General features: G+C 60.6%; 15 protein-coding genes. 10 read left to right on the top strand and 5 right to left on the bottom strand.

Annotated features, from left to right (window positions below):
• Positions 1-74: 74 nt before the first annotated feature.
• Positions 75-794, bottom strand: a complete 720-nt coding sequence (locus N8H71_RS06405; protein ID WP_262193339.1) for a FadR/GntR family transcriptional regulator — start codon at positions 792-794, stop codon at positions 75-77.
• A gap of 186 nt (positions 795-980) precedes the next feature.
• Positions 981-2,717 carry an IlvD/Edd family dehydratase gene (locus N8H71_RS06400; RefSeq protein ID WP_011334608.1) on the bottom strand — a complete coding sequence of 579 codons (1,737 nt, stop codon included), beginning with the start codon at positions 2,715-2,717 and terminating at the stop codon, positions 981-983.
• 193 nt (positions 2,718-2,910) lie between these two features.
• On the opposite strand from N8H71_RS06400, the gene N8H71_RS06395 reads away from it, so the two are divergent.
• The 8 genes from N8H71_RS06395 to N8H71_RS06360 all read left to right on the top strand — a co-directional run bounded on the left by N8H71_RS06395 (position 2,911) and on the right by N8H71_RS06360 (position 9,664).
• A complete protein-coding gene (locus N8H71_RS06395; RefSeq protein WP_262193338.1) occupies positions 2,911-4,233 on the top strand; it encodes an MFS transporter in 1,323 nt (440 codons plus the stop codon).
• Positions 4,234-4,377: 144 nt separating this feature from the next.
• Positions 4,378-5,370, top strand: coding sequence for an AraD1 family protein (gene araD1, locus N8H71_RS06390; protein ID WP_262193337.1), 993 nt, complete (start codon positions 4,378-4,380; stop codon positions 5,368-5,370).
• 9 nt (positions 5,371-5,379) lie between these two features.
• Positions 5,380-6,960, top strand: coding sequence for an aldehyde dehydrogenase (NADP(+)) (locus N8H71_RS06385; RefSeq protein WP_262193336.1), 1,581 nt, complete (start codon positions 5,380-5,382; stop codon positions 6,958-6,960).
• A gap of 165 nt (positions 6,961-7,125) precedes the next feature.
• Positions 7,126-7,434, top strand: a complete 309-nt coding sequence (locus N8H71_RS06380; protein WP_262193335.1) for a DUF5629 family protein — start codon at positions 7,126-7,128, stop codon at positions 7,432-7,434.
• Positions 7,431-8,606, top strand: coding sequence for a lactonase family protein (locus N8H71_RS06375; RefSeq protein ID WP_262193334.1), 1,176 nt, complete (start codon positions 7,431-7,433; stop codon positions 8,604-8,606). Before N8H71_RS06380 ends, N8H71_RS06375 begins: the two co-directional genes overlap by 4 nt.
• Before the next feature lie 156 nt (positions 8,607-8,762).
• A complete protein-coding gene (locus N8H71_RS06370) occupies positions 8,763-8,942 on the top strand; it encodes a hypothetical protein (protein WP_011334602.1) in 180 nt (59 codons plus the stop codon).
• 255 nt (positions 8,943-9,197) lie between these two features.
• Positions 9,198-9,410 (top strand): hypothetical protein, encoded by a 213-nt coding sequence (locus tag N8H71_RS06365; protein ID WP_262193333.1) that lies wholly within the window; start codon positions 9,198-9,200, stop codon positions 9,408-9,410.
• On the top strand, positions 9,407-9,664 hold the full coding sequence (locus tag N8H71_RS06360; RefSeq protein WP_085603086.1) for a hypothetical protein: 258 nt from the start codon (positions 9,407-9,409) through the stop codon (positions 9,662-9,664). Before N8H71_RS06365 ends, N8H71_RS06360 begins: the two co-directional genes overlap by 4 nt.
• A gap of 5 nt (positions 9,665-9,669) precedes the next feature.
• Here the strand turns inward: N8H71_RS06360 and N8H71_RS06355 are convergent, their stop codons facing one another.
• Genes N8H71_RS06355 through N8H71_RS06345 form a run of 3 tightly spaced genes read right to left on the bottom strand, consistent with a single transcriptional unit; the run spans position 9,670 to position 15,133 of the window.
• Positions 9,670-10,254: a glutathione S-transferase gene (locus N8H71_RS06355; RefSeq protein WP_262193332.1), complete on the bottom strand. Its 585-nt coding sequence runs from the start codon at positions 10,252-10,254 to the stop codon at positions 9,670-9,672.
• Positions 10,251-13,892 (bottom strand): AAA family ATPase, encoded by a 3,642-nt coding sequence (locus tag N8H71_RS06350; protein ID WP_262193331.1) that lies wholly within the window; start codon positions 13,890-13,892, stop codon positions 10,251-10,253. The genes N8H71_RS06355 and N8H71_RS06350 overlap by 4 nt, the downstream gene beginning before the upstream one ends.
• Positions 13,889-15,133, bottom strand: a complete 1,245-nt coding sequence (locus tag N8H71_RS06345; protein ID WP_262193330.1) for an exonuclease SbcCD subunit D C-terminal domain-containing protein — start codon at positions 15,131-15,133, stop codon at positions 13,889-13,891. Before N8H71_RS06345 ends, N8H71_RS06350 begins: the two co-directional genes overlap by 4 nt.
• 264 nt (positions 15,134-15,397) lie before the next feature.
• On the opposite strand from N8H71_RS06345, the gene N8H71_RS06340 reads away from it, so the two are divergent.
• On the top strand, positions 15,398-15,895 hold the full coding sequence (locus N8H71_RS06340) for a hypothetical protein (RefSeq protein ID WP_262193329.1): 498 nt from the start codon (positions 15,398-15,400) through the stop codon (positions 15,893-15,895).
• Positions 15,892-16,692, top strand: coding sequence for a contact-dependent growth inhibition system immunity protein (locus N8H71_RS06335; RefSeq protein ID WP_262193328.1), 801 nt, complete (start codon positions 15,892-15,894; stop codon positions 16,690-16,692). Before N8H71_RS06340 ends, N8H71_RS06335 begins: the two co-directional genes overlap by 4 nt.
• Positions 16,693-16,733: the final 41 nt, after the last annotated feature.

The following is a 16,733-nucleotide window of genomic DNA, read 5'->3' as shown; positions in this document are numbered from 1 at the left end:
TCTCTCCAATATCCCCCAATCGGTTCCCTCTCCCCTTGGGAGAGGGCTAGGGTGAGGGCCGGCGGACTAACGACCTACGAAATATCCGCCCCAAGCACAACACTCAAGGCACTCCGCGCATCATCCAGCTGCACCAACGTCGCATGCCGAGCCCCCAGCGCATCCCGATTCTCGATCGCCGTCAAAATCGCCTTGTGCCGAGGCAGCGCCAGTTCATGCAGGTTCGGCCGCTGGTTCGAATGCTTCAACGCCTCGGCAATCGCCACCGACAGCATGTTGCACAGGTTCGCCAGCAAGTCGTTGTGGGTCGCGTCGGCAATCCGGCTGTGAAAATCCAGATCCGGTTGCAGCAAGGCCTCCGGGGTCGGCGCCGCTTCCATGCGTTGGTAAGCCTCGGCAATCGAGGCGATGTCGGCATCGGTCGCGTGCTGGGCGGCGAGGGCGGCGGCGGCCGGTTCGATGATGCTGCGCACGCTGGTCAGGACATTGAAGAACTCGTTCTGCGGGCTGCTTTGCATCAGCCAGTGCAGCACGTCCGGGTCGAGCATGTGCCATTCGCGGCGCGGCTTGACCACGGTACCAACGCGCGGTTTCGAATACACCAGGCCCTTGGCGACCAGCACTCGGGTGGCTTCGCGCAACACCGGTCGACTGACCGCGTACTCCTCGCAGAGCAAGGCTTCGGCGGGCAGCTTGTCGCAAGGCAAAAAGCGTCCGGAAACAATCTGCATGCCCAGTTCCTGGACGATGCGCGAGTGCATGCTTTTACGGTCGGAAGGTTTGCGGTAATCCATGGGGAGCGGCGCGATCCTGAGCGATGGAGATGCCGCGCATCATAGCAGGCATGGCTCATTCTTGAGGGGGATACACAAAGCAAATGTGGGAGCGAGCTTGCTCGCGATAGCGGAGTGTCAGCCAACCTGGATGTTGAATGATAAATCGCAATCGCGAGCAAGCTCGCTCCCACAGGGGCGGCGGTTTTAGTGGGAATGGCGCGGCACTTCAGCCCCTCGGCAACCGACCAGGAAGTCGAAATCACACCCCTGATCCGCCTGCAGCACATGGTCGATATACAGCTGACGATAGCCACCCACCAACAATTGCTGCGGTGGTTGCAGATCCGCCATGCGCGCCGCCAGTTCAGCGTCCGGAATGTCCAGGTGCAAACGTCCGCTGGCGCAGTCCAGCTCGATCCAGTCACCTTCCTTCACCGCCGCCAAAGGCCCGCCGGCTGCCGCTTCCGGGGCGACGTGCAACACGACGGTGCCGTAAGCGGTGCCGCTCATGCGCGCGTCGGAGATGCGCACCATGTCGGTCACGCCCTGTGCCAGCAGCTTGGCCGGCAAGCCCATGTTGCCGACTTCGGCCATGCCCGGATAACCCTTCGGCCCGCAGTTCTTCATCACCAGAATCGAGTTGGCATCGACGTCCAGTTCCGGGTCGTTGATTCGCGCCTTGTACATGTCGAAGTTCTCGAAAACGACGGCGCGGCCACGGTGCTGCATCAGCTCCGGCGTGGCGGCTGATGGCTTGAGCACCGCGCCCAGCGGCGCCAGGTTGCCGCGCAACACGCAGATCCCGCCGTCGGCGCGGATCGGGTTGTCGAGGGTGCGGATAACTTCGTCCTCGCCGTAGATCGGCGCGTCCTTGGTGTTCTCGCCAATGGATTTGCCGTTGACGGTCAATGCGTTCGGATTCGGAATCAGATTGGCCTCGCCGAGGCGCCGCAGCACGGCCGGCAAGCCGCCCGCGTAGTAGAACTCTTCCATCAGGAAACGCCCGGACGGTTGCAGGTCGACGATGGTCGGCATGCCGCGACCGATGCGGGTCCAGTCGTCCAGATCCAGCTCGACGCCGATGCGCCCGGCGATGGCTTTGAGGTGGATTACCGCGTTGGTCGAACCACCAATCGCCGCGTTGACCCGGATCGCGTTTTCGAAGGCTTCCTTGGTCAGGATCTTCGACAGTTTCAAGTCTTCACGCACCATTTCGACCGCACGCATGCCGGACATGTGCGCCAGCACATAACGCCGTGCATCCACCGCCGGAATCGCCGCGTTGTGCGGCAGCGAAGTGCCCAGCGCTTCGGCCATGCAGGCCATGGTCGACGCGGTCCCCATGGTGTTGCAGGTGCCGGCAGAGCGGGACATGCCACCCTCGGCTGCGAGGAAATCGTCAATGGTGATGGTGCCGGCCTTGACCTGTTCGCTGAGTTGCCAGACCACGGTGCCGGAACCGATGTCCTTGCCCTTGTGCTTGCCGTTGAGCATCGGCCCGCCGGTGACAACGATCGCCGGCACGTCGCAACTGGCCGCGCCCATCAGCAGGGCCGGGGTGGTCTTGTCGCAACCGGTCAGCAGCACCACGCCGTCAATCGGGTTGCCGCGAATCGCTTCCTCGACGTCCATGCTCGCCAGGTTGCGGGTGAGCATGGCGGTCGGGCGCAGGTTCGATTCGCCATTGGAAAACACCGGGAATTCCACCGGGAAACCACCGGCCTCGATCACCCCGCGTTTGACGTGCTCCGCGATCTGGCGGAAGTGCGCGTTGCACGGGGTCAGTTCCGACCAGGTGTTGCAGATGCCGATGATCGGCTTGCCGTGGAACTGATGGTCGGCGATGCCCTGATTCTTCATCCAGCTGCGGTACATGAAGCCGTTCTTGTCGGCCGTGCCAAACCATTGGGCGGAGCGCAGGGTGGGTTTCTTATCAGACATGATCCATTCTCTTATTGTAAGACTATTGTTTGCGAGCTTCGTCTAAACATAAGCGCAAAATCGACTGTTTGGAAGTGTTGTTGCGTAATTAGTATTACTATATAGTCGATTTCGATGGAGGGATGGCCCTGGCGGTTTTCCGCGAGAGGCGTCCCCCGAGGTTCCATAAAAACAACAATCGGAGACCGATCTCATGAGCCAGGAACTGCGGCTTGTCCGGCGCATCACGCTGAAACTGATTCCCTTCCTGATCCTGCTGTACCTGATCGCCTATGTGGATCGCTCCGCCGTCGGCTTCGCCAAGCTGCACATGGGCGCCGACATCGGCATCGGCGATGCCGCCTACGGCCTCGGCGCCGGGCTGTTTTTCATCGGCTACTTTCTGTTAGAGATTCCCAGCAACCTGATGCTCGAACGCTTCGGCGCACGGCGCTGGTTCGCGCGGATCATGATTACCTGGGGCGCGATCACGATCGGCATGGCCTTCGTCCAGGGCCCGCACAGTTTCTACGTGATGCGCTTTCTGCTCGGCGCGGCGGAGGCGGGGTTCTTTCCCGGCGTTCTGTACTACATCACTCAGTGGTTCCCGGTGCGCCATCGCGGCAAGATCCTCGGGCTGTTCATCCTTTCCCAACCCATCGCGATGATGATCACCGGCCCAGTCTCGGGCGGTTTGCTGGGCATGGACGGCATCCTCGGCCTGCACGGCTGGCAGTGGCTGTTCATCGTCATCGGCACCCCGGCGATCCTGCTGACCTGGCCGGTATTGCGCTGGTTGCCGGACGGCCCGCAGCAAGTGAAATGGATGGATCAGGCCGAGAAAGACTGGCTGACCGGCGAGCTGAAAAAGGACCTGCAGGAATACGGCCAGACCCGTCACGGCAATCCTCTGCATGCGCTGAAAGACAAACGCGTGTTGCTGCTGGCGCTGTTTTATCTGCCGGTGACCCTGAGCATTTATGGCCTGGGCCTGTGGCTGCCGACCCTGATCAAACAGTTCGGCGGCAGCGATCTGGTGACCGGTTTCGTGTCATCGGTGCCGTACGTTTTCGGGATCATCGGCCTGTTGATCATTCCGCGCAGTTCCGACCGTTTGAATGATCGTTACGGGCATCTGGCGGTGCTTTATGTGCTGGGCGCGATCGGCCTGTTCCTCAGTGCCTGGCTGGCGCTGCCGGCGGCGCAACTGGCGGCGTTGTGTCTGGTGGCATTCGCGCTGTTTTCCTGCACGGCGGTGTTCTGGACGCTGCCGGGTCGCTTCTTCGCCGGCGCCAGCGCGGCGGCCGGGATCGCATTGATCAACTCGGTGGGCAACCTCGGCGGCTACATCGGCCCGTTCGTGATCGGCGCGTTGAAGGAATACACCGGCAACCTCGCGTCGGGCCTGTACTTCCTGTCCGGAGTGATGGTGTTCGGGCTGATTCTGACGGGCGTCGTCTATCGCTTGCTGGAGCGTAAACACGTATTGCCGGTGGATCAGTTCGCCGCCAGCGCCCGTGGTGCGACCCGTACCTGAATGACTATCACCGACCCTGTGGGAGCGAGCTTGCTCGCGAAGTGGTCGGCACATTCAATATTTGTCGTGACTGATGCACCGCCTTCGCGAGCAAGCTCGCTCCCACAGGGATCAGCGGTGTTTTTGAGGTAATAGGAGAAAAACATGCGTCTGGTTCAATTCGAATTGAGTAGCGGCGAGCGCCGTGTCGGGGTGGTCGAGGACGGTCTGGTGCGTGAAGTACAGGATGCGCGCACGGTCCGCGATCTGGCCCTGGCCGCGATCGAGGCCGGCAGCACCCTCGCGCAGCAAGTGCAAACCCTCGGCCTGGGCATCAGTCACGATTACGCCGAACTGCTGGCCAAACTGCGCATCCTGCCGCCGCTGGATCACCCGGACCCGGCGCACCTGCTGGTCAGCGGCACTGGCCTCACGCACTTGGGCAGCGCGTCAGCACGGGACAAAATGCACCAGCAGGCCGGCGACGAAGCTGCGATGACCGACACCATGCGTATCTTCAAGTGGGGCGTGGAGGGCGGCAAACCGGCGGCGGGGCAGGCGGGCGTGCAGCCAGAATGGTTCTACAAGGGCGACGGCAGCATCGTCGTGCGTCCCGGTCAGCCGTTCCCGCTGCCGCCGTTTGCCGAAGACGCCGGCGAAGAACCGGAGATGGCCGGCCTCTACATCATCGGCCACGACGGCAAGCCGTATCGCCTCGGTTTCGCGGTGGGCAACGAGTTCTCCGATCACGTCATGGAGCGCAAGAATTACCTGTACCTGGCTCACTCGAAGCTGCGCAGTTGCAGCTATGGCCCGGAACTTCGTGTCGGTGAACTGCCTCAACATCTGGCCGGCACCAGCCGCATCCTGCGCGACGGTGAAGTGCTGTGGCAGAACGAATTCCTCAGCGGCGAGGCCAACATGTGCCACAGCCTGGCGAACCTCGAATATCACCACTTCAAGTACAGCCAGTTCCTGCGTCCCGGTGACGTGCACATTCACTTCTTCGGCACCGCGACCCTGTCGTTCGCCGATGGCATCCGCACTCAGCCGGGCGACGTGTTCGAGATCAGCCAGGCCGAATTCGGCGCACCGCTGGTCAACGGCATCGCCCCGGTCGCAGCGGCATTCGAACCGGACAGCATCGGCACCCTTTAAGGAGATCCCATGACTCAGATTCTCGGCCACAACTACATCGGCGGCCGTCGCAGTGCGGCAGGAAACGTGAAGCTGCAAAGCGTCGACGCCACCACGGGCGAGGCACTGCCTCACGATTTCATTCAGGCCACGGAAGCGGAAGTGGATGCAGCCGCCAAGGCCGCTGCGGCGGCGTATCCGGCGTATCGAAGCCTCAGTGCCGAACGCCGCGCGCAGTTTCTCGATGCAATCGCCGATGAACTGGACGCGCTGGGCGATGACTTCGTGGCCGTGGTCTGCCGCGAAACCGCATTGCCGGCAGGGCGGATACAGGGTGAAAGAGGGCGCACCAGCGGCCAGATGCGCTTGTTCGCCAAAGTCCTGCGACGTGGCGATTTCTACGGTGCGCGGATCGACCTGCCGCTGCCGGATCGTCAACCGCTGCCACGTCCGGATCTGCGCCAGTACCGCATCGGCCTGGGACCGGTGGCGGTGTTCGGCGCGAGCAATTTTCCGCTGGCATTCTCCACCGCTGGCGGCGATACCGCGTCGGCGCTGGCGGCCGGTTGCCCGGTGGTGTTCAAGGCCCACAGCGGTCACATGGCCACGGCCGAGCTTGTCGCCGATGCGCTGATTCGTGCAGCAGAGAAAACCGCAATGCCCGCTGGTGTGTTCAACATGATCTACGGCGGCGGTGTCGGCGAATGGCTGGTCAAACATCCGGCCATTCAGGCCGTGGGCTTCACTGGTTCGCTGCGGGGCGGACGGGCGCTGTGCGACATGGCCGCCGCACGGCCTCAGCCGATCCCGGTGTTCGCCGAGATGTCGAGCATCAACCCGGTGATCGTGTTGCCTCAGGCGCTGGCTGAGCGCTCGGAAACCGTTGCCCGGGATCTCACCGCATCGGTAGTGCAAGGCTGCGGCCAGTTCTGTACCAACCCGGGTCTGGTGATCGGTATCCGTTCGCCGCAATTCACGGCATTCGTTGAGCAAGTCGCGGCGCTGATCGGTGATCAACCGGCGCAAACCATGCTCAATGCCGGCACCCTCGGCAGCTACGGCAAGGGCCTGGAAAAACTCCTGGCGCACACCGGCATCGAGCACCTGGCGGGCAACCCGCAGCAGGGCAATCAGGCGCAGCCGCAGTTGTTCAAAGCGGATGTCAGCCTGCTGATCGACGGCGATGAAGTGCTGCAGGAGGAAGTGTTCGGCCCGACCACGGTGATCGTCGAAGTGGCCGACAAGGCGCAGCTGAGCGCGGCATTGCAGGGCCTGCATGGGCAACTGACGGCGACGATTATCGGTGAGCAGGCGGATTTTGAACGCTTCCCGGAGCTGACGCCGTTGCTGGAACAGAAGGTCGGACGGATCCTGCTCAACGGTTATCCGACCGGTGTGGAGGTGTGCGATTCGATGGTTCACGGCGGGCCGTATCCGGCAACGTCCGATGCTCGCGGCACCTCGGTCGGCACCTTGGCAATCGATCGGTTCCTGCGTCCGGTGTGCTTCCAGAACTACCCCGACAGTCTGCTGCCGGAACCGCTGAAAAACGCCAACCCGCTACGCATTCAGCGGCTGGTCGACGGCAAGCCATCGCGCGACGCCCTCTAAGCCACACCGAGATCCCTGTGGGAGCGAGCTTGCTCGCGAAGGCGGTCGTCCAGTCACTTGTTGATTGCCTGACACTCCGTATTCGCGAGCAAGCTCGCTCCCACAGGAGCTCAGCGGCCACATTGAGCTATCATTGGCCCTTTCCCCCTGAAAGACATGATTGCCATGACTGCCGTAACCGACACCCTTCTCAACGCCCTCGAACACTGCGGTATGGTCGAAATCGACGGCCTGCACGCTTTCGAATTCGCCCTCGACGAAGACGACAACCTGCACATCGAATGCATCGATGGCCGGGCAGCCAAGCATTGGGAGTTCACCCCGGCCCAGGTTGCAGCGGCGACGTTTGATGAAGATCTGCAGAGCTGGCTGATCGTCGGTTTTGCCAGCGACACCAAAACCGTTGGCGAACACCGTCTGGTCTGCCTCGGTGATGTACTCAGCAGCGCCGATGACGATGATGAAACCGAATGAACATGCGTAAACTCTGGCCATTGCTGATGGCCGGCAGCGTCGGCGCGATGGGTCTTTCCAGTGCTTCGGCCGAGAGCTTCCAGTTTTTGGTGGGCTCCTACACCGCCGGCACCAGCGAAGGCATCTACCGGATGAACTTCGACAGCGCCACCGGCCAGATCGACGCCAAACCGCTGCAAGTGATCAAGAGCGAAAACCCGTCGTGGCTGACCCTTTCGAAGGATCAGCACCGGGTGTTCGTGGTCAACGAAAACGGCTCTGGCCAGAAAGATCCGGTCGGCCGCGTGAGTAGCTATTCCATCGATCCGAAAACCCACGCCTTGGCCCTGATCAATCAAGTCCAAAGCCTGGGCAACGAGCCGACCCATTCGAGCCTCAGCGGCGACGCCAGCCATCTGTTCGTCAGCAACTACTCGGTGGTTGAAGACCCGGGCGGCACCCTCGCGGTATTGCCGGTCGGCAGCGATGGCAAGCTCAAACCGGTGGTGCAGATGAGTGCGCACCCGGCGAGCCGGGTCAATCCCGAGCGGCAGGCCTCGAACCATGTGCACTCGACGGTCTCTTCGCCGGACGGTCGTTATGTGTTCTCCAATGACCTGGGCGCCGACAAAGTCTTCATCTACCAATTCGACCCGAAAGCCAACCCGGACCTGCCGCTGACCCCGGCGAAAACCGCGTCGGTGCAACTGCCAGCCGGCAGCGGCCCGCGTCATCTGCTGTTCAGCGCTGACGGCAAACATGCCTGGCTGACCATGGAAATGAGCGCCCAGGTCGCGGTATTCGACTACAAGGACGGCGTGCTGACCCAGACGCAAATGGTCGATCTGGCTGCCGGCCAGCCGACTGCGGACAAAGCTGCCGCCGCGCTGCACGCGTCCGCCGACGGCAAATTCCTCTACGTCAGCAACCGTGGCACCGCCAATCAGCTGCTGGTGTTCGCTATCGATCCGGCCAGCGGCCAGCTCAAGGAACTGCAACGACGTTCGGTGGAAGGCGATCACCCGCGTGAGTTCAGCCTCGATCCGAGTGGCAAATTCCTGCTGATTGCCAACCAGAAAAGCAACCAGATTGTCGTGGTCGAGCGCGACGGCAAGACCGGTCTGCTGGGAAAAACCGTGCAAAAGCTGTCGATGGATGCCCCGAGCGACCTCAAGTTTCTCGTGCGTCAATAAGCCGCAGGCCCCGGTCTACGGGGCCTGAAGCTTTGTATTAATCCTGCTGATAACAGGTAATGTTGCAAAGCATTTCAAGCGATCAACCCTCGAGCGTTAAGTTTGCTTCACGGCCCAACCGGGCAAGCAAGCCAATTGAACACGAGGGTTACCGCCATGAACTTCAATCTCTTCTCGATCATCGCCGCTTCCGCCATCTCAGCCACCGTTGCGTTGCCAGCCAGTGCCAACGTTGAAATCAGCGACAAAAAATCCCACACCCAGAGCTACACCCAGAAATACCTGCAACAAAGCGCCAACTTCTACGCCGCGCTGGATCACAAAGCTCAACACTGAAATTTCCGTCACGCCCTGGAACTGCCCAAGGCTGCGATCCTTTGATCTTGTTTCCCAAAAAGCAAAATCAAAAGATCGCAGCCTTGGGCAGTTTTTTGCCTACGTAATGACCGGCGATAGCTATTTTCAAACGGCGAGATAGACCGGCTAAATAATCAACGAAGCTGATGGTTACTATGGAAAACCCTGAGTGGTTACTCCGGCTTTTTTGATCGATTCTGTGGACCTCGAAACATTGTCCACGGAGCACACATCATGGCCACTTCAATCATCACTTCCGCCAAACGCGGCGCCTACGTGGCCATCGGTCTGTACCTGGTCATGGTGCTGTTTGTCAGTCTGGCGTCGCAGTCGCAACACAGCTTCGAAGCACCGATCGACGTCGCACATCCCGGCATCCAGTTCGAACTTCGCTCGCAGAGCGCAGCGGTGGATTCAGCTGAACTCGCGGGAGTCGGCGGAGCATGAAAGGCTACAGATTATGGGTCATTGCCGGGCTCGCGTTCATGACCAACGGTGCTTCGCTTTTGGGATTCGGTCAGGGCTCGGTCGGAGGACTGGCCCGGGCCATAGAGGCCAATCACAGCATCGCTCACAACATCGAACGGGCCAATGCGCTGGGGCTGTTGGCCGGCAATCCGCCAGTAAAAACCCCCAGCGGTTTTCTCGGCCCGTTTGAAGTGGATTGCTCGGCCATCGGCATGTGTGAAGTGCTGGCGTAACGCGCCTACTTTTTCATGATGCCGGTGAACAGTTCCGATTCAAGAAACTGCTGTAACCAGGCCTGCAACCGCACGTAAGGCGTCTGGGCAAACCAGTCGCGATCAACATGGGCGAACTGGCGAACGAACGGTAACAGCGCGACATCGGCCAGGCTCGGATGATTGGCCAGCAAGTATTCGCGACCCTCCAACAAGTCATCGAGCTTTTGCAAGAACAACGCACCTTCCGCGCGATGAGCCTCCATCGGTTGTTCCGGATAACGCTCGGCGTACTTGTAGCGATTCAGGTGAATCTTGAACACTTGATCGTTGGCTTCAATCAACTCGGCGATTCTCGAATCGCCACCCAGCAACCAGTCATCCGGATCATTCTGCGCCAGCGCCCAGCGCATGATCTCCAGGCTTTCATCGATCACCTGACCGCCCGCATCCAGCACCGGCACCGTGCCCTTGGGCGAGATCGCCAGCATCTCCGCCGGTTTGGCTTTCAGGCTGACTTCAACGATCTCAACCGGCACACCCGAATACCGCAGGGCCATCCGCGCCCGCATCGCGTACGGGCAGCGGCGGAAGGAATACAGCGTGTTCATTTCACCTCCAGTGTGCTCAAACCGTTGCCCTGGCGCTGTACCTGAATCTGCACCGGAATCCGCTCGTGCATTTCCTGCACGTGGGAAATCACCGCGACCTTGCGGCCTTGCGCCTGCAAGCCGTCGAGGGCGTCCATGGCCAGTTGCAGGGATTCCGGATCGAGGCTGCCGAAGCCCTCGTCGATGAACAGCGATTCGATCTTCAGCGTGCTGGACGCCATCGAGGCCAGGCCGAGGGCGAGGGCCAGCGACACGAGGAAGGTTTCGCCGCCGGACAGCGAATGTACCGAACGCAGTTCGTCGCCCATTTCGGTGTCCATCACCAGCAAGCCGAGCATGCTACCGCCGCGCTTGAGGCGATAGCGCTTGACCAGTTGCCGCAGCTGCACGTTGGCGTGATGCACCAGCAGGTCGAGGTTGTAGGCCTGGGCGATCTTGCGGAACGTGTCGCCGGTGGCCGAGCCGATCAGCGCATTGAGCCGCGCCCAGCGCTGATACTCGGCATAGGCGTCGGCGATCTGCTGCGCGAGCGCCTGATTGGCGTTCTGGCGCCGCTGGTCTTCGGCTTGCTCGGCGCGCAGTTCGGCGCATTGCTGTTCGCTGGCCGTGCACTGGTGTTGCAGATCGGCGAGGGCACTGGCGAGTTGTTCGGCATCCAGATGGCCGTTGTGTTGGGCTTGATGGTCGAGCAGGCGTTGCTCGCGTTCCTGCAACAATACCTTTGCCTGCTCAACGGCTTTTTCGTTGCGCTGCAAGCGCTCGCGCAGTTCATCGACTTGCGCATCATCGACCCGCAGCAGGTCTTCGAGGCCGCCGTCATCCAGCTCCGGATGGCGCGCGCGCCAGTCGGCAATCTTGCCGGCCAGATCGCGGTCTTCGGTTTCCAGCGCTTGCAGACGCTCCTGCTGCGCTTTCAGCTCGGCGGCGATTTGCACCCGTTGCGTACGCGCTTCCTGTAGCGCCTGAGTCGTCGTGGATTCGGCGTTGCGCGCCTGTTCCACGGCCTGCTCCAGTTGCTGCTGCCAATGCTCGGCGCAGGTGTGATCGCCCAGCAATTGCGCCAGCTTCTGCTGGCTGGCGAATTGCTGTTCGGTCAGCGTGTTGAGTTGCTGCTCAGCGTTTTGCAGCTGCTGCACACGGCCCTGTTGGCGATCCTGTTCTTTCTCAAGTGTCTGCTGGCGTTGTTGTTGCTCGGCCAGTTCTTCCTTTTGCAGATCGACTTGCGCCAGACGCTCGGCGATCTGTCGGTCAAGCTGCATGAAGGTCGAGGCCGGTTCGGCGCGCAAGGCATCAAGGGTGTCGCTCGGCAGCAGTGTGGCGAAGGCTGCCAGTTCCTCGTCCAGACGCTGGCGGTCAGCGCTCAGTTCGCGTTGCTGATTGCTCAGGTGCTGGGTGGCTTGCTGGTGTGCCGTCTCGGCCTGACGCAATTGCTGGGTCAGCCGAGCCGCATCCTGTTGCAGTGTGAGCAGGGCCGTCTGGCGCTGTTCGTCCTGGGTGATGCTCTGGTTCAGTTGCTCATTCTGGCGGGTCAGCCACGCTGCGCGCTTGTCACTGTCCTGATTCAACAACGACGCAGCCAGCGGATGCGCTTCGATACTCGGCGTCAGCGTTTGCTGTTGTGCCGCCAGTTGTTCCTGCTGTTGCAGCAACTCTTTCTGTTGGGCAATCACGCCACCGACACTGGCACGTAGCTCGGTCAGTTTCTCCTTCAACTGATCGACCGCTTGCTGCGCGCTGGCCTGCTCGTTTTCATCGTGACGGCCGAGGCTTTGCAGCAGGGCTTCCGGCTGGTGATACGGATGTTCGTTGCTGCCGCAAACCGGGCACGGCTGGTCGTCCTGCAACTGCGCGCGCAGCTCTTCGACACTGGCACTGCGGGCCAGACGCTGACGCTCGAGCAGTTCTCGGGTGACGTTGAGGGTCTGCTCGGCGACGGTCAGCTCGGACTTGGTTTTCACCCCGTCCTGGATCAGGCGCTCACGCTCCTGTTGCGCATCGAGCTGACGCTGTTGCAACTCGGCACTGCGTTTGTCCAGATCCTGCCGACTGGTCCACAGACGCGTCAGGTCTTCGATGGCGCGTAGTTGCTTGCGGTTGTCCTGCAACAGATTGCCGAGGATGCCGATCTGTTCGGCGACCGCGTCCGGTTCGGCGCCAGCCTCCTTGAACAGCACTTCCAGCTGCTGCTTTTGCGTGGCAAGCGCATCGGTTGCGCGGGTGGCGTTTTCTTCGAGAGAGGCCAGTTCGCTTTGGCCTTTGTTCAACCGATTGCCGATCAGCATCAGTTGCTGCAAGCGGTCGCGGTAGGCATTCCACGCTTCGCTCAACGGTGCCAGATGAGCGCTTTGCTCAAGATCGGCGGCGATACGTTGCAAGCGGTCGGCGACCTGTTTTTGCTGATCAAGCAGGGTCTGAATTGTGCTCTGGCCCAGGACGCAGGCTTGCTCTGCCGCGTGCTTCGCTTCGGTGCCGGACGCGACGTCCTTGGCGAGGCGAGTGAGGGTGCTTTGCTCCTCGAAGGTTTGGCGCAACAGCGGTGCGCTTTCGCTTTGCTGCGTTTGCGCCTGGGTCAGGGCGATCTGCGCCGCGGCGAGATCCTGTTCCAGGCGCGTCTGGCGCTCAGCCAATTCGCCTTGCTGTTGGGTGTGCGCGTGGATCTGTGCAGCGAGTGGCGTCAGCAGTGCATCGAGTTCGGTTTTGCGGGCGAACTGGTGTCGTTGCGGAGCGAGCTGTTCCAGGCGGGTGAGCTTCAGACGCTCACCGGCCAGCGACTCTCGCTCGTGCTCGGCGCTGCGCAGTTGTTCGGCGGCGGCTTGTTGCGAGTCTTGCAACCGCAGCAGTTCCTTGAGCCAGTCGTGCTGTTGCTCGATCTGCTTGAGCTGCGCCTGCTGCAACTTCAGTTGTTGCTGGGCGGCATTGAAGCGCTCGTCGAGTTCGGCGCGAGCCTCGGGGGCCAGCGGGGTCACGCCGGTGGCCTGATCCTGCAATTGCTTGTGGGCTTCGCGGGCCTCTTTGGTCTTGTCGAACGCGCGACGTCCGAGGCGGGTGTAGAGCGCGGTGTCGGTGAGTTTTTCCAGCAGTTCGCTGCGGTCGTTGTCATCGGCCTTTAGGAAGGCACTGAACTCGCTCTGGGCCAGCAGCACGGCGCGGGTGAACTGTTCGAAGTTCAGGCCCAGCGCGGCTTCGAGCTGAGTCTTGTACTCGCCTTTCTGGCTGGCGAGCAGTTGGTCCTGATCGATGTCGCGCAGGCTCTGACGGCTGGCCTGCAACTTGCCGCCGGCCTTTTCCCGGGCGCGGTTGGCTTCCCAGCGCGCGCGATAGCGGCGGCCGTCGACGCCGACAAAATCCACCTCGGCAAAACCTTCGCCGGTGCCACGACGCAGCAGGGTGCGCGGGTCGCCGGTGGCGATTTCACCGTCGGCGTCCGGCACCTTGGCGTCACGCCCGGTGTTGTTCAGACGCGGCACTGCGCCGAACAGCGCCAGGCACAGCGCATCGAGCAAAGTACTTTTGCCGGCGCCAGTCGGGCCGGTGATTGCGAACAGTCCAGCGCTGGCCAGCGGTTCGGCGGTGAAATCGATCTCGAACGGGCCGGCCAGCGACGCGAGGTTCTTCAAACGAATGGCGAGAATCTTCATGGCTGCTCGCCCTCCATTTGTACGTCTTGCAGAAGCTCGGCGAAGTCCTTGAGGGTTTGCTCGTCGACCTCGCTGCCGTAGTTGTCGAGCCAGGCGCGGCTGAACAATTCCTGGGGCGTGAGCTGGTCCAGTTCGATCAGCGCGCTACCGTCCTCGGCGCCGTCAGCGCCACGGTTGCCCGCATATTCGGCGGCGATTCGCACCAGTCGCACAGCCTTGCCTTGCAGGGCGCTTTCGACCTGATGGCGCAGATCCGGCTGTGGCTCATCGAGACGAACACGGACTTCCAGCCACGGCTGGCGCTGGGTTTCGGCCAGCAGGTCGATATTCGGCAGGTCGGCCAGTTGCAACAGGATTTCCGCCAGCGGTGCAGGGCCGAGGCGTTGCAGATTGACGGAGCGGGGGATCAGCATTGGCTCGACGCTGACCAGGGTTTCGCCGTCGAGCACGATGTCGAGAATCTGATGTTGATAGGCGATTTCCGAGAACGACAACGGAATCGGCGAGCCGCTGTAGCGAATCCGTTCTTCACCATTGACCTTCTGCGGCTTGTGCAAATGGCCGAGGGCGACGTAGCTGATGCTCGGCCCGAACAGACTGGCAGGCAGGGCTTCGGCGTTGCCGATAATCAGGCTGCGCTCGGAGTCTTCCGACACCGAGCCGCCGGCCATATGCGCATGACTGATGGCGACCAGCGCCTGGCCCGGCTGGCGCTTGGCGTTGGCCGCTTCGATCAGCCATTCATGCACCTGGCCAATGCCGCGCAGATAGTTATCGCCCAGATGTGCGCCGGTCACTTCGGCAGGCCGCAGGAACGGCAGCGCCAGGCACCACGCGGCGATCTCGCCGGACGCATTCGGCAGCGGCAGCAGCAGACGCTCAGCATCCAGTTGGCCGTCATCCAGCCACAACACCCGACCCAGCGCATGGGTACGCAAACGCCGCATCAACGGCGCGGGCAGCTCGATCCGTGAACCGGAATCGTGGTTGCCGGCGATCATCACGATGGTCAGCAACGGCTGCTGTTCATGGGCGCTGACGATGAAATCGTAGAGGCGTTCCTGGGCTTTGACCGGCGGATTGACCGTGTCGAAGATGTCGCCGGCGATCAGCAGCACGTCCGGCTGCGCCAGCTTCAATTGGCGCAGCAGCCACTCGAGAAAACAGGCGTGCTCGAAATCGCGCTCCTGGCCGTGCAGGTTCTGCCCAAGGTGCCAGTCGGAGGTGTGAAACAGACGCAAGGCTGACTCCGCAATATAAAGAGGTGATGGCCGCCGGGATGGGAGGGCGGCGAAAGAGGGGAGAGTTTACAGATTATTGCGACCGACAGGCTTGTCCGGGAGGTGGCGGGTGCGATCTCGGTGAGCCCGTTAATTGACGCCCCGGCACCGGTTACCTACCATCGCGCCACTATATTGATATCGCTTTTGGGGGCTGGCGACTCGTCGTGCTTCAACCTGCTCGCCACGATAGCTCACAGAGACATAGAGTCTGGAGCAAGCGCAATGAAACGGGTTAATTCGATACCTTCCGTTACTGACAATCCAGCGTATTGTTCCTGGAAAAAACAGTGGTCGAATCAGGAAGGACTGGACGTTTATTCGTACATCTTCGATCAATGCCAGCCCGAACATATTCTGTTGTTTTCAAAAATGCTCTTCCCGGATTTTGTGGTGAAAGAGGGTGGCATATTTTTAGCGCGGAATTTCTCGACTGAAGTGTTTGATAGGTGTTCTGGCCTTGCCTCTGGTGATATTTCAAAGACTGAAAAGTTTTTGAATGTTGTGAGAATCTATGACGTCTTTGGCCAGGTTGCTGCTGGTGTTTCGGATGACGTGTTTCTTCAATTGTGCAATGTGATGGGTTTTGCGTGGCGCATGGTGCTGAAAGAAAAATTTCCAGAGAAGGTGTTTTGTGTAGAGGTGTCGAACTCGGAGCAGAACTATGGCCCGGATATTACTTTCTACCAGGTTGAATCGTTGAGTCCGGGAGCCGAGGCATGAGGTTTCGGGATCTGGAGCAAGGACCGGATGTTTACGGGACCCCGGGAAAGCTCTCGTCGTTGGATGAATGGTATTTGTCCGTGCGCGATACGCCCTTGGATTGCTTGAGTGTGGGAGATGTCTGTCGTGCATTGAGGCAGGATTTGCATGTGCGGGAATTGTTGCCCATCGGCATCGCTTTACTGACCAAAGACGTTCTGGAAGGCGATAAATATGACGGGGAATTGCTGGTTGCGCTGGCGGGTTTGAGAACTTTGTATTGGCACGAGAACGTCGAAGCATCCCGCAAGGCTGTTGTTGCAGTGGCCGAGGTGAATGGCTTGAGTGCTGACGCTGGGGCTGTTAAAGGCTGCTTCAGCCCTGACAGGTTGCTTGATATGACTATGATTTTTAGCTTGATGGGTCGCGGTGATCTGGGATTGATTCGCGTTGGTATGACGCGAGACCAGTCACGAGCGACCCTTGGTGGAAAGTTTGAGGAATTTTTCAAGACTGAAGATTCGGCAGTACCGACGGATGCTTATGACGGTTTAGGCGTTCACATGTACTTTGATGAAAGTTTTATTGTCGTTGGTGCTGAGTTTTTGAAGTGGAGTGAGCTTGTCTGGGGAGATCAGAAACTGGTCGGTGAAGATGCCCTGGTGGTTCAGCAGTTTCTGAAAAGACGAGGAGAAACGCTGGTGTTCAATAACTCGGGTTTTGATGTTGTTGATATGGGTTTGAAGTTTTACGTGCCTGACTTCGAAGAAGATGACGCCACCGTCGAGGCGGTGTATGTAGAGCTTTGTCGCGCCTGATGAAGACGTCAAAAGTAATTAAGGTCGCAGAGTTCCTGAGT

This window comes from Pseudomonas koreensis (assembly GCF_025447595.1).
Classification (GTDB): domain Bacteria; phylum Pseudomonadota; class Gammaproteobacteria; order Pseudomonadales; family Pseudomonadaceae; genus Aquipseudomonas; species Aquipseudomonas koreensis_H.
This window is presented reverse-complemented; position numbering and strand designations above follow the sequence as displayed.